Origin of the sequence: Kitasatospora papulosa (assembly GCF_000717245.1) — a bacterium.
In the GTDB taxonomy this organism is placed as follows: domain Bacteria; phylum Actinomycetota; class Actinomycetes; order Streptomycetales; family Streptomycetaceae; genus Streptomyces; species Streptomyces papulosus.
In genome coordinates this window covers 252686-266304 of the sequence record NZ_JNYQ01000007.1, presented here as the reverse complement: position 1 = coordinate 266304, position 13619 = coordinate 252686, and the positions used below count along the sequence as shown (strand labels likewise).

Annotated in this window: 7 protein-coding genes and 1 pseudogene; all 8 read right to left on the bottom strand. The window is 71.5% G+C overall.

Annotation, left to right across the window (positions count from 1 at the left end):
* Positions 1-95 precede the first annotated feature (95 nt).
* On the bottom strand, positions 96-1079 hold the full coding sequence (locus tag IA22_RS0121235; protein ID WP_014152894.1) for an ABC transporter substrate-binding protein: 984 nt from the start codon (positions 1077-1079) through the stop codon (positions 96-98).
* Position 1080: 1 nt separating this feature from the next.
* Complete coding sequence (locus tag IA22_RS0121230) at positions 1081-3063, bottom strand: ABC transporter permease (RefSeq protein WP_014152895.1); 1983 nt, start codon at positions 3061-3063, stop codon at positions 1081-1083.
* Positions 3063-4127 (bottom strand): quaternary amine ABC transporter ATP-binding protein, encoded by a 1065-nt coding sequence (locus IA22_RS0121225; protein WP_030124497.1) that lies wholly within the window; start codon positions 4125-4127, stop codon positions 3063-3065. Before IA22_RS0121225 ends, IA22_RS0121230 begins: the two co-directional genes overlap by 1 nt.
* Complete coding sequence (locus IA22_RS0121220) at positions 4124-5695, bottom strand: GMC family oxidoreductase (RefSeq protein WP_014152897.1); 1572 nt, start codon at positions 5693-5695, stop codon at positions 4124-4126. Before IA22_RS0121220 ends, IA22_RS0121225 begins: the two co-directional genes overlap by 4 nt.
* Before the next feature lie 71 nt (positions 5696-5766).
* Positions 5767-7314 carry an aldehyde dehydrogenase family protein gene (locus IA22_RS0121215; protein WP_014152898.1) on the bottom strand — a complete coding sequence of 516 codons (1548 nt, stop codon included), beginning with the start codon at positions 7312-7314 and terminating at the stop codon, positions 5767-5769.
* A gap of 267 nt (positions 7315-7581) precedes the next feature.
* Entirely contained in the window at positions 7582-8028 is a 447-nt protein-coding gene (locus tag IA22_RS0121210) for an SEL1-like repeat protein (RefSeq protein WP_015579593.1), read from the bottom strand.
* Between the two features lie 191 nt (positions 8029-8219).
* Positions 8220-10398 (bottom strand): annotated as a pseudogene (gene yicI, locus IA22_RS34200) (alpha-xylosidase).
* Complete coding sequence (locus tag IA22_RS0121200) at positions 10395-13328, bottom strand: glycoside hydrolase family 3 C-terminal domain-containing protein (RefSeq protein ID WP_030124495.1); 2934 nt, start codon at positions 13326-13328, stop codon at positions 10395-10397. Before IA22_RS0121200 ends, yicI begins: the two are co-directional and overlap by 4 nt.
* Between the last annotated feature and the right edge of the window lie 291 nt (positions 13329-13619).

Genomic DNA, 13619 nt, shown 5'->3' with positions numbered 1-13619 from the left:
GTACATGTACTGAGTGAATAGTGAGGACGGAGTCAGCCGCCGCGGCTGGTGCCGCGGCGGCTGACGGGAAGCGGGGAGGAAGTCCTACGCCGAGGTCACCCCCGCAGCCACCGCTTCCAGGTCTGCGGGTGCTCCTCGATCCAGCGGCCCGCCGCCTCGTCCGGTGACAGCCGTTCGGAGGCGATGAGTTCGGACACCTCGTTCTGGTCCTTCTCGGACCAGCGGAACTTCTTCAGGAAGGCCGCCGCGTCCCCGCCGCGCTTCGAGAAGTCCGCGTTGAGGTACTTCTGGAGCGGGGTCGTCGGGTACGCGCAGTCGATGTCCGCCGGGTCCTTGGCCGCGCAGGCGTCGGAGTACTCCGGGAGCTTCACCTCGACCATCGGTACCTCGTTGAACAGCCACTGCGGCTGGTACCAGTAGCTGAGGAAGGGCTTCTTCTCCTTGGCGAACTGCTGCATCTGCGTGATCTGGGCGGCTTCGGAGCCGGCGAAGACGACCTTGTAGTCCAGGTCGAGGTTCTTCACCAGCGCCTTGTCGTTGGTGACGTAGGACGGGGAACCGTCCATCAGCTGGCCCTTGTCGCCGCTCTCCGCGGTGCGCAGTTCGTCGGCGTACCTGTCGAGGTTCTTCCAGTCCGTGACGTCGGGGTGCTCGTCCGCCCAGTACTTGGGGACGTACCAGCCGATGTGGCCGGTGACTCCGAGGTCGCCGCCCGGGACGATGGTCTTCTTGTCCTTGACGTACAGCTGCTCCTGGTCGGGGTGCCCCCAGTCCTCCAGGATGGCGTCGACCCTGCCCTGGCTGAGAGCGTCCCAGGCGGGCACCTCGTCGGTCTGGACGAGGTCGACGCGGTAGCCCAGTTCGTCCTCGAGGATCTTCTGGGCGACGGCCACGTTGGCCTGGGCGCCGACCCAGGACTGGACGGACAGCGTCACGGTCCTGATGTCGGCGGGGGCCGCGAACGGGGAGGCCTGCTTGGTCATGTCCGCCGCGCCGCAGCCGGTGACGGCCAGCAGGGCGGCGGCCGAGGCGACGGCCGCAGGTGTACGGAGACGGGCGCGGTCACGGGTGCGAGCCATGTCAGCTCTCCTTCCGCTGGCGGCGGGTGGTGGGCTGGGTGACCCGGTCCAGCATCAGTCCGAGGCAGACGATGGCGGCGCCCGCGACGAGACCGGTGGCCAGGTCGCCCTGGGCGAGGCCGAACACGACCTCGTAGCCGAGGGCGCCGGAGCCGACGAGTCCGCCGATGATGACGACCGCGAGGACGAGGACGACGCCCTGGTTCACGGCGAGCAGCAGCGCGGGCCTGGCCAGCGGGATCTGGACCTGGCGCAGTCGCTGGCCGCTGGTGGCGCCGAGCGAGCGGGCGCACTCCATCGCGGCGGGGTCGACGCCCCGCAGGCCCTGGGTGGTGATGCGGACGACGGCGGGCAGCGCGTAGACGACCGCCGCCGCCGCGGCGGGGGCGCGGCCCACGCCGAACAGGGCGACGACCGGGATGAGGTAGACGAACTGCGGCATCGTCTGGAAGACGTCGAGGACGGGCCGCAGCAGCCGTTCGAGGCGTCGGCTGCGGGCGGCGCCGACGGCGATGCCGAAGCCGAGGACGAGCGTGACGGCGACGGCGGCGACGACCTGGCTGAGCGTGTCCATCGACAGGTCCCAGACACCGAGCACACCGATGGCGGCCATGGCCAGCACGGCGGTGGCAGCGGTGCGCCAGGTGCCGATGGTCCAGGCGAGGGCGGCGACGATCAGGAGTACGGCCCACCAGGGCAGCCCCTGCAGTCCGTCGCGGAGCGGGTTGAGGACCCAGTTGGTGAAGTGCGCGGCCCAGTCGGCGGTTCCGCCGATGACGGGGACGCCGGTGTAGAGGTGATCGACCATCCAGTCCTTGGCCGTGTTGACGGGCTCGGCGATGGGGACGACAGTGCCCTCGGGCCAGATCCGGCCGCCCGTGAAGCGGCCCACGACGGCGACGGCCGCGGCGATCAGCGCGGCGAGCCCCCAGCCGCGCGCTCCGCGCAGGGCGGCGGGGCCGGTGGGCTCGGCGCCGATCCTGCGGCCGGCCGCCTCGGTCGTCCGGTCCAGGACGACGGCGAGCAGCACGATCGGGATGCCTGCGGCGAGCGCGGCTCCGACGTCGACGGAGGAGAGCGCCTGGTAGACGCGGTCGCCCAGGCCGCCGGCGCCGATGACGGACGCGATGACCGCCATCGACAGCGCCATCATGATGGTCTGGTTGAGACCGAGGAGGAGTTCCTTGCGGGCCAGCGGGAGCCGCGCGCTGAGCAGGCGCTGCCTCCCGGTCGCGCCGAGCGACGCGACGGCCTCCATCACACCGGGGTCGGCCCCGCGCAGTCCGAGCGCCGTGAGCCGTGCCATCGGGGGCGCCGCGTAGACGACGGTGGCGAGGACCGCACCGGGCACGCCGATGCCGAACACCAGCACGACGGGCAGCAGATACGCGAAGGCGGGCAGCACCTGCATGGTGTCCAGGACGGGGCGCAGGACACGGAACGTACGGTCCGAGAGGCCCCCGGCGAGCCCGAGGAGCAGGCCCAGCACCACGGAGACGAGGACCGCGACGACCATCAGGGCCAGGGTCTGCATGGTCGGCACCCACATGCCGAGGAGCCCGCAGAGGAGGAAGGAGAGTCCGGCGGTCAGCGCGAGGCGCCATCCGGCGGTCCGCCAGGCGACGAGGGCGGCGACGGCGGTGACACCGGCCCAGCCCAGGGCGAGCAGCGCCAGGTAGACCCCGCGCACCGACAGGACGACGGCGTTGCTGATGTGGCCGAAGAAGTACAGGAAGAGCGGGTGGCTGTCGCGGTTGCCGATGATCCAGTCGTTGACCTCGCCGAGCGGGCCGCTCAGGTCGACGGTCAGCGCGCCGGGCCAGACCCCGCCGCCCCAGCGGGCGTGCGCGAGGGGTACGGCGACGGCGGCGACGACCAGCAGCGCCAGGATCTTGGCGAGGGCGGGCCGCTCACGCAGGGCGGCCAGGGCGCCTTTGCCCGGGGGTCCGGAGGCGGTGCGGGTGGTGGCTTGGGCGGTGGCCATCAGACGGTCACCTCACGCGCTGCGATGCCCTCGCCCGTCCCGGCGACGACGTCGAGCAGGCACGCGTGGTCGACGACTCCGAGCAGCCTGCCGTCGTCCATCACCCGGGCGACGGGGCCGCCGGAGCGGGAGACGGCCTCGATGGCCTCGGAGACGGTGGCGCGCGGCCGGAGGGCGGGTCCGCTCTCGCTCTCGCCCGCGGTCGGCGGCCGCATGGCGGTGGCGACGGTGAGGACCTGCTCGCGGGGGACGTCCCGGACGAACTCGCGTACGTAGTCGTCGGCGGGCGAGCCGACGATCTCCTCGGGGGTGCCCAGCTGGACGATGCCGCCGTCGCGCATCAGCGCGATGCGGGTGCCCAGGCGGAGGGCCTCGCTGAGGTCGTGGGTGATGAAGACCATGGTGCGGCCCTCCTCGCGGTGCAGGCGGACCACCTCGTCCTGCATCTCACGCCGGATCAGCGGGTCGAGCGCGCTGAACGGTTCGTCGAAGAGGAGGACGGACGGGTCGACGGCGAGGGCGCGGGCCAGCCCGACACGCTGCTGCTGGCCGCCGGAGAGCTGCGAGGGGCGCCGGTCCTCCAGGCCTGCGAGGCCGACCTTCTCGACCAGTTCGGCGGCCTTGGCACGCCGTTCGGCCTTGCCGAGGCCCTGGATCTCCAGGCCGTAGGCGACGTTGTCGAGCACAGTGCGGTGCGGGAGCAGCCCGAAGTGCTGGAAGACCATCGCGGCGCGGTGGCGGCGCAGTTCGCGCAGCCGGTGGGTGTCCATCGCCAGGACGTCCTCGCCGTCGATGGCGAGGGTGCCGCTGGTGGGTTCGATGAGCCGGGTCAGACAGCGCACGAGGGTGGACTTGCCGGAGCCCGACAGGCCCATGACGACGAAGACCTCGCCCTTCTCGACGTCGAAGGAGACGTCGCGCACCGCGGCGGTGCAGCCGGTGCGCTCGCGGAGTTCGGCGGCCGGCAGTTCGGCGAGTTCGCTGCCGGGGACGCGTTCGGCCTTGGGGCCGAAGACCTTCCAGAGGTTCCTGACGCTGAACACGGGGGTACTGGCTTCACTCATCGGACATCGCCTCCGGTGGTCGGGGTCGCTCGGAGCAGCTCTGCGCACTTCTCGCCCACCATCAGGACGCCGATCATGGGGTTCACAGCGGGCATGGCCGGGAAGACGGACGCGTCGGCGATGCGGATGCCCTCCAGGCCCTGGATCCGCAACTGCGGGTCGACGACGGCCGCCGGGTCGCCCTCCGCCCCGATCCGGCAGGTTCCGGCCGGGTGGTAGACGGTGTGCGCGACCTTGCGGGCGTACTCGCTGATGTCCTCGTCGGACGTGACCTCGGGGCCGGGGCACACCTCGCGCTTGAGCCAGTGGGCCAGCGGTTCGGTCCTCGCTATCTCGCGGGCGAGCTTGATGCCGTCGACCAGGGTGCGGCCGTCGTAGTCGTCCTCGTCGGTGAAGTAGCGGAAGTCCAGGGCGGGCTTGACCTCGGGGTCTGCGCTGGTGAGGTAGAGCCGGCCGCGGCTGCGCGGCTTGGGGATGTTCGGGGTCATCGACACACCGTGCTCGGGCTTCTCGTAGCCGAGGCGCTCCGGGTTGTCGGTGAAGGGGATCTGGTAGAAGTGGAACATCAGGTCCGGCCCCCTGGATCCGGGGTCCCGGCGCACGAAGAGGCCCGCGTCGGAGTCCATGGCGGAGTTCTCCGGGATCGGCCCGTCGGTCTCCCAGACGATGACCGACTCGGGGTGGTCGAGCAGGTTCTCGCCGACGCCGGGCGCGTCGTGGAGGACGGGGATGCCGAGTGCGGTGAGGTCCTTCGCGGGGCCGACGCCGGAGTGCATCAGCAGGCGCGGGGTGTCCACCGCGCCCGCGCAGACGATCACCTCACGGGTGGCGCGCAGCAGCGTCTCCGTACCGTCCTTGCCCCGCACGTGCACCCCGGTCGCCCGCTTGCCGTCGAACGCGAGGCGGTACGCCCATGTCTCCAGCAGGATCGTGAGGTTGGGGCGGTCTCCGGCCTCGATGTGCGGATGCAGGTAGGCGACGGACGCGGAGGAGCGCTTGTTGTTCTCGGGGTGGTAGGCGAGGTCGAAGAAGCCGACGCCGTCGTGGAAGGGCTTCTTGTTGAAGCTGTCCACGCGCGGGACACCGGCCGCGGTCTGCGCCGCGTCGACGAAGTCGCGGGCGATGGCGTTCCGGTCCTTCTCGTCGACGGGCACGATGTTGTTGCGCAGCCGGTCGAAGTAGGGGTCCATCGCCGCGGCGTCCCAGCCCTCGGCCCCGGCCTCGGCCCATTCGTCCCAGTCGCCGGGCAGCGGCTTGAAGCTGATCAGCGTGTTGTGCGAGGAGCAGCCCCCGAGGACGCGGGCGCGGCTGTGCCGGATGTGGGAGTTGCCGCGGGGCTGTTCGGTGGTGGGGTAGTCGTAGTCGAGGTCGCCCCCGAGAAGGCCCAGCCAGCGGCGCAGGGTGAGGACGTCGTCGCGGTCGATGTCGGTGGGGCCGCCCTCGATGACGGTGACGGTGACGTCGGGGTCCTCGGTGAGGCGGGAGGCGATGACCGAACCGGCCGTACCGCCTCCCACGATCACGTAGTCGACAGGTTCGGGGCGTGCGGTGCTGGGGGACGGGGGCATCGGTCACTGCTCCTTCTGCAAGGTTCTTGCGTGTACGTGGTGCTGCGAACAGCCGGGCGGGGCGGTCGCTCTCAGCCGGCGAACCAGCGCTGGGGGCGCGGGTTGAGGTTCTGGTAGATGTGCTTGGACTCGCGGTACTCGGCGAGCCCGGTGGGGCCGAGTTCGCGGCCGGTGCCGGACTTGCCGAAGCCTCCCCATTCGGCCTGCGGAAGGTAGGGGTGGTAGTCGTTGATCCAGACGGTGCCGTGCCGCAGCCGTCCCGCGACACGCCGGGCACGGCCCGCGTCGGTGGTCCATACGGCGCCGGCGAGACCGTAGTCGGTGTCGTTCGCCAGGGTGATGGCTTCTTCCTCGGTACGGAAGGTCTCGACGGTGAGGATCGGGCCGAAGGTCTCCTCGCGGACCACCTTCATCTCGCGGTGGCAGCCGTCCAGGACGGTGGGACGGTAGAAGTAGCCCGCGGCGGGCCGGATGTCCGAGGGCTCCGGGCGTGCGCCGCCGGAGCGGACGACGGCACCCTCCTCGCGGGCGGACGCCACGTACGCCTCGACCTTGGCGAGCTGCTGCGCGGAGACGAGCGGTCCGCACTCGACCCCGTCCACGGTGCCCCGGCCGAGCCGGATCGCGTCGGCGCGGCGGGCGAGTTCGGTGACGAAGCGGTCGCGGACGGACTCCTCGACGATGAGACGGGCGCCGGCGGAGCAGACCTGGCCGCTGTGGAAGAACGCGGCGTTCAGGGCCTGGTCGACGGTGGTGTCGAAGCCTTCCTCGGTGGCGCAGGCGTCGGCGAACACGACGTTGGGGTTCTTCCCGCCGAGTTCCAGGGCGACCTTCTTGACGGTGGGTGCGGCCGCCTGGGCGACCTTCGTACCGCTGGCGAGTCCGCCGGTGAAGGAGACGAGGTCGACGTCGGGGTGTTCGGAGAGCCGGGCGCCCACGGGGTCGCCGGCGCCGGTGACGAGGTTGGCGACACCGTCGGGCAGTCCGGCCTCGGCGAGGAGCCGGATCAGGTGGACCGTGGAGAGCGGGGTGACCTCGCTGGGCTTGAGCACGAAGGTGTTGCCCGCGGCGAGGGCCGGGGCGATCTTCCAGCTGGCCTGGAGCAGCGGGTAGTTCCACGGGGCGATCAGGGAGCAGACGCCGACCGGTTCGTGCACGACGACACTGTGCACATCGGGGTCGCCGGCGTCGACGACCCGGCCGCCGCTCTCGTTCATGACGAGGTCGGCGAAGTAGCGGAAGGCGTTGGTGACGTCGTCGACGTCGACGCGGCCCTCCTCCAGGGTCTTGCCGGTGTCGCGGCTCTCGGTGATCGCGATCTCCTCGCGGTCCCGCTGGAGGAGTCCGGCGACCCTGCGCAGCAGTTCGGCGCGCTCGGCGACGGGCTTGTGGGGCCAGGGGCCGTCGTCGAAGGCGCGGCGTGCGGCGGCCACGGCTGCGTCGGCGTCCTCGGCGCCGCCCTCGGCGACGAGAGCCAGGACGGTGGCGTCCGCCGGGTCGAGGACCTCCCGCGTGGCTCCGGAGGCCGCGGGGAGCCACTTCCCGTCGATGTGGACGGTTTCGAGCGCCACCGGGGCGGGCGCCTCTGCGTGAGGAGCCGACGTAGGGGTAGCCGACATGTATGAGGTCCGCCTTCCGTGCCTGGGACTCCGCGCCGGCCGGGGCGCGGAGAGCTGTTCCGGACCGGTGGGCCACGGGTTCGGCACACACCGGCAGCCTGGACATCTCTCCGAGCGGGCGGAATGTATGCCGAACACTTCACGGCCAGTGACATGTCTCACTGCCCGGCGTGCGCGGTGGCGACCGGCACGGCGCGGCCGCCGCCCGGTGTGCGCACGGGGTCCGCAGCGGGACATGGCACGCGGCGGGGCGCGGTGATCGCGCGCTTACAGCGGGTTCTCGCCGTCCCTGTTGAGGGCGCTGCCGGGCCGGAAGAAACGCTTGGCGACGAAGTGTCCGCGCTCCGCAGCCATCCGGAACCACGGCTCCGAGGCCTCCAGGCCGTCGCGGTGCTCGACCAGGCGCCCCATCTCCCACATGGACTCGACGTCGCCGCCGTCGACGCCGATGCGCAGCAGGCGCTCGGCCTCGTCGTAGTCGTTGCCGGTCTTCGCGATCATCGCCAGGCTCCGCAGGGCGCGCGGGTCGCCGGCCGCCACGGAGGCCATCAGGCGTTCGGGGGTTCCGTACTTCCGGTGCCGCACGAACCACTTGAGGAGCAGGAGGATGCCCAGTGCCCAGACGATCCAGCTCACTTCGGTGAACACCTCGCGCTCCGACACCGCTCCGACGATGCTCAGTACCGCGGCGACGAACAGCAGGAAGCCGGCCATGGCGATCCCCCTCCGTGTAGAGGAAGAGTAGAGGGCCGTTCCCCCTCACAGCGGGGAAATCGCACATGTGAGCACACGCGGGTGAGGACCGGCAGGTCCGGTGGCCGCGGCGGACCGGCCCCGGGGAAAGACGCAGCCCGCCGTGCGACCCTGCGGGGGCGCACGGCGGGCTGCCGGTCGGCACGGACGGCTCAGACGACGGTGACCGTCCCGGACCCCTCGGCCACCGAGCCGGACTCCTCGACGCTCACCCGGTAGGCACGGTCGGTCCCCTCCGCCGTGACGTGCACCCCGGCCGTGTCCCGGACGACACGGAAGACCGCCGCCGGGTCGCCTGCCAGGTCCGGGACGGTGACCGTGGTCCCCCCGGTGCCGGGGCCGAAGACCCGCAGGGTGAGGCCCTCCAGCCAGTCGCCGTCGGGGCGCTGGTCGTCGGCGCCCCACGGGAGTACGGCACCGTCCCTGACCAGGAGGGGCACGCTGTCGAAGCCGTGGGTCTCGTGCCGCCAGGCGGGCCCGGTGACGCGCTCGCCGGTGAGCAGCGAGATCCAGGTGCCCTCGGGGACGTAGTACTCGACCTCGCCGTCCTCGGTGAAGACGGGCGCGACCAGCAGGTCCGGGCCGAGCATGTACTGCCGGTCCAGGGTGCGGGAGGCGGGGTCACCGGGGAACTCCGCGAGCATGGGCCGCATCATCGGGACACCCGTACGGTGCGCCTCGGCGGCCACGCCGTAGAGGTAGGGCATGAGCCGGTGCTTGAGCAGGGTGAACTTCCGTGCCACGTCCACCGCTTCCTCGCCGAACTCCCACGGCACACGGTAGGAGACGTTGCCGTGGAGGCGGCTGTGCGAGGAGAGCAGGCCGAAGGCGAGCCAGCGCTTGAAGACGGCCGGGTCGGGGGTCCCCTCGAAGCCGCCGATGTCGTGGCTCCAGAAACCGAAGCCGGACAGGCTCAGTGACAGCCCGCCGCGCAGCGACTCCGCCATCGCCGTGAACGAGGCGAAGCAGTCGCCGCCCCAGTGCACGGGGAACTGCTGGCCGCCCGCCGTAGCCGACCGGGCGAACAGCACCGCCTCCCCCGCGCCCCTCTCCCTCTCCAGGAGTTCGAAGACGGTGCGGTTGTAGATCTGCGCGTAGTAGTTGTGCATCCGCTCAGGGTCGGAGCCGTCGTGCCAGACGACGTCCGTCGGGATGCGCTCGCCGAAGTCGGTCTTGAAGCAGTCGACGCCCTGGTCGAGCAGGGCCCGCAGTTTGTCGTCGTACCAGGCCCGGGCTGCGGGGTTGGTGAAGTCGACCAGGGCCATGCCGGGCTGCCACAGGTCCCACTGCCAGATGTCGCCGTTGGGCCGGCGCACCAGATAGCCGTGCTCGGCGCCCTCCGCGAACAGGGCCGACTTCTGGGCGATGTAGGGGTTGATCCACATGGAGCTCGCGCATCCAGAAGCAGTCGAAGTGGAAGACGCTCAGCGGGATGCCGCGCTCGGCCATGCCGTCGACGAAGGAGGTGACGGTGGCCTCGTCGTACGACGTGCAGAAGGACGTGGTCAGCCAGAGCCCGAACGACCAGGCCGGCGGCAGCGCGGGCCGGCCGGTCAGGGCCGTGTAGCGGGACAGGACGTCCTTCGGGGTCGGGCCGGCGACGACGTAGTACTCGATCGACTGGTCCTCGACGCTGAACTGCACCTGCCCGACGGATTCCGAGCCGACCTCGAAGGAGACCTTGCCGGGGTGGTTGACGAAGACGCCGTAGCCGCGCGACGACAGGTAGAACGGGATGTTCTTGTAGGCCAGTTCGCTGCTGGTGCCGCCGTCGGCCTGCCAGATGTCGACGGTCTGGCCGTTCTTCACGTACGGGGTGAAGCGCTCGCCGAGACCGTAGACGTTCTCGCCGACGTCCAGGGCGAGTTGGGCGATCATGTGGTGGACGCCGTCGGGCGTGGTGGCGAACGCCGTCCCCTTCGGGTCCACCCGGGTGAGGCGCTTGCCGTCGCCGTCGAGGAAGGTGATGCCCCAGGGCCCGTCGCCGTCCATCCGCAGCGTCAGGGGCCCGCTGGTGAGTTCGGTGACCGCTCCGTCCCGGCGGGTGGTGCCCGAGGGGGCCGTGGCGTCGTCGGCCGACAGCGCGAAGTCGGGTCCCCGACGGGCCTTCCCCGCGTGATGGGTGGTGCGGACGCCGATGACGCCCTCGGCCGGGGAGAAGCATTCGACTGTGATCAAGGGGGTGTTGAGCGTGTCCCCGCGTGCGGCGACGCGCTTGACCGCGGCGTACGCGGTGAACCGGTGGTCCTCGACCCTCAGGTCACGGATCTCGGTCGCGTACGAGGCGCGGACGCCCTCGCGCATGAGCCAGAAGCCGTCGGTGAACTTCACGCGGACTCCTTGCCGGGGACGACGTCGATCCGGGCGAGGCGCACGGACCCGGTGAGGCCGATGCGCAGTTCCTGCACTCCGCGGAGGTCGACAGCGACTTCCACGGTGCGGTAGGAGTACGGGCCACCGGTGTCGGGGAACTGGATCAGGGAGTTGTGCCCGGCCGCGCTGACGGTGACACGCCCCTCCCCCGAGACCTGAAACGCCAGTGCCCGCACGCCGTCGCCGAAGTCGCAGGCCCGGTAGACGAGACGCCCCTCGTCGTCGGCGGAGGCGGGCGCCACGGCGTCGCCCTCCGTCTTCGCCCGGTCCACGAGCTCCGTGCCCTGCTGCCGGTCGTAGTCGGCTGCCTCGATGCCTCGCTCCTTCACCGGCCGGGGGCCGAGCGCCTCGCCGCCCACCTCGGTCGTGGTGGTGAGGCGGATGTCGGCGCTGGACGCGCCCGCGAGGATCTCGTAGCCGCCCGGCTCGACGGCCCACCGGCCGTGCGCCACGTTCCAGTGCCCCAACTCCTCCAACGGGACGGTGAATTCGATACTTCGGGCCGCGCCGGGGGCCAGGTGCAATCGGCGGTGGCCGACCAGCTTGCGCAGCGGCAGGTCCGAGGGGTCGCCGAGCCCGGGGAGCCGGCGCCCCAGCCCTTCGGGGGCGGGCGCCTCGGCCGGGCCGGCAGCGCGGACGTAGACCTGGGCCACCTCGTCGGCAGCCGTCGTCCCGTCGTTGGTGACCGTCAACGACACCCTCAGCTGATCGCCGTCGGCCTCGGCCCGCAGTCCGGAGTAGGTGAAGTCGGTGTATCCGAGGCCGTGTCCGAACGGGAAGAGCGGGGTGCCGCCGAAGTAGAGGTACGTCTGCCGTGAGCCGATGACGTCGTAGTCGAACAGGCCGGGCAGATCGTCGTCGCTCGCGTACCAGGTCTGCGGCAGGCGCCCGGCCGGGGACACGTCACCGGCGAGGACACGGGCGAGGGCGGTGCCCGCGGCCTGGCCGCCGTGCGCCGTCCAGAGCAGGGCCGGCAGTGCGGCGGCCGCGTCGACGACGGCGTACGGGTAGGCGGAGGACAGGACGAGCACCGTACGCGGGTTGGCGGCGTGGGCCGCGCGCCACAGACGGTCCTGCTGGGCCGGGAGGGCGAGGGTGGTGCGGTCCTCGGTCTCGCGGCCGTTGATGTGGGGGTCGTTGCCCGCGACGACGATCACGGTGTCGGCGGCCGCGGCGATCCGGGCCACGGCGTCCGCGCCGGACTCGACGGTCTCGGACTCGAAGACCGTGGCGTCCTCCCGGGAGATCTTCTCGCCGGACACGGCAACCTTCGCGCCGTCGGCGGCGACAGAGACGTACCCACCCGTCCCGATGTGCAGAAGGCGGTGCCCGCCGTCGTGCCCCTCCACCTCTTCCCTGCGGAACGTCTCCTGGACGACCCAGCCGCCCGGCTCGTCCGCGGAGGCCCTGACGTATCCGTCGTCGGCGACGGAGAGGTACAGCCCTTCGTCGGTGCGCAGGGTGAGGACACCGTCCCCCCAGTCGACGAGGGCGAGTTCGGTGGCTTCGTCGCCGCAGGTCAGCGGGGGGAGGTCGGTGCGGCCGGCGAGGAGCGCGGGGTCGAGCGCGCCTTCCGCGCCTCGCGCCTCCCCGTCCTGCGTGCCGTCGGCCTCCGGTACCCGGAGCCAGCCGTCGGAGGTCTTCAGCCGGATCCGGTCCACGCCCTCGGTGTGCAGGACGTTCTCGGCGCCGTACCGTTCGCGGATCCCGTCGAGCGGGGTGGAGCGGTGCATGAGCGTGCCGCTGTACCAGTCGAGCTTGCAGTCGTCGGCGAGCAGTCCGACCACCGCGACGGTTCGTCCCTGCCCGGGCGCGAGGGGCAGCAGCCCGTCGTTCTTCAGGAGGACGACCGCCTGTTCCGCCGCCTCCAGCGCCAGCGCCCGGTGCTCCGCGGTGTCCAGGTCGTCCACCTGGGCGTACGGGTCGAGTTCCGGGTCGAACTCACCCAGCGCGAAGCGCATGGCGAGCAGCCGGCGGACCGCGGTGTCGATGTCGCTCTCGTCGAGCAGCCCCTTGGCCAGTGCGTCACGGATGCGGCCGGTCATGACCGTGGAGTCCGTGCCGTGGTCGGTGAAGCTGTCGACGCCCGCCTTCAGGGCGGCCGCGGTGGCCTCCTCGTGGGTGTCGAAGTAGTGCTCGGAATCGACCAGGTTGGAGGGCGCGCCGGCGTCCGAGCAGACGACGAGCGGCTGGTCGGTCCAGCTCCTCAGGTGCTGCTCGAGGAGGGGCGAGACGTGGTTGGGGCGCCCGTTGACGAGGTTGTAGGCGGGCATGACACCGGCCACGGCCCCGGCCCGCACCGCGTCGCGGAAGGCCCGCAGGTCGTACTCGTGCAGGACGCGCGGGCGGACCGAGGAGGAGGCGGTGTCGCGTTCGGTCTCGTTGTTGTGCGCGAGCCAGTGCTTGAGCACGGGTGCGGTGCGCCAGTAGTGCGGGTGGTCCCCGCGCAGCCCCCGGGTGTAGGCGACGGCGATGGCGGAGGTGAGCGCCGGGTCCTCGGAGTATCCCTCCTCGCCCCGGCCCCACAGCGGGTGGCGCAGCAGATTCACCGTCGGCGCCCAGACGTTGAGGCCGACGCGGTCGTCCTGGGCGCGCTTGGCCCGCACCTCGTTGCCGACGGCTTCGCCGACGCGGCGGACCAGCTCGTCGTTCCAGGTGGCGCCGAGGCCGACGGCCTGCGGGAAGACCGTGGCGGGGCCCATCCAGGCGACCCCGTGCAGGGCCTCCTGTCCGGTACGGAACGGGCCGAGCCCGAGCCGCTCCACCGCCGGGGCGAACTGGTGCAGCATCGCGATCCGCTCGTCGAGCGTGAGCCGTCCGAGCAGGTCGTCGGTGCGCCGGGAGAAGGACAGCTGCGGGTCGCGGAAGGGAAGCGGATGGTCCGTCACGTGCGGGGCCCCTTGGAGAGGTGGGAGGTTTCCGGTCTGCCGGCACCGAAAGACCGTTCGATACGCAGACAAGATCTTTCGAAGCGCTTCGATGCTCTGCGCCCCACCCCGCGGGTGTCAAGGGTGCTACCGCCGCAAAGAGGTTCATGTGGACGTATCGAAGCCGCGTCGGCCCGGGAAACGGTTCGGAAACAGGTCGGAGGAATCTCGAAACGAACTCTTGTGCCCCCGGGACCCTTCACTTAATGTCGCTGCAACATCGAAGCGCTTCGACGAGGCAGCCCGTTGACC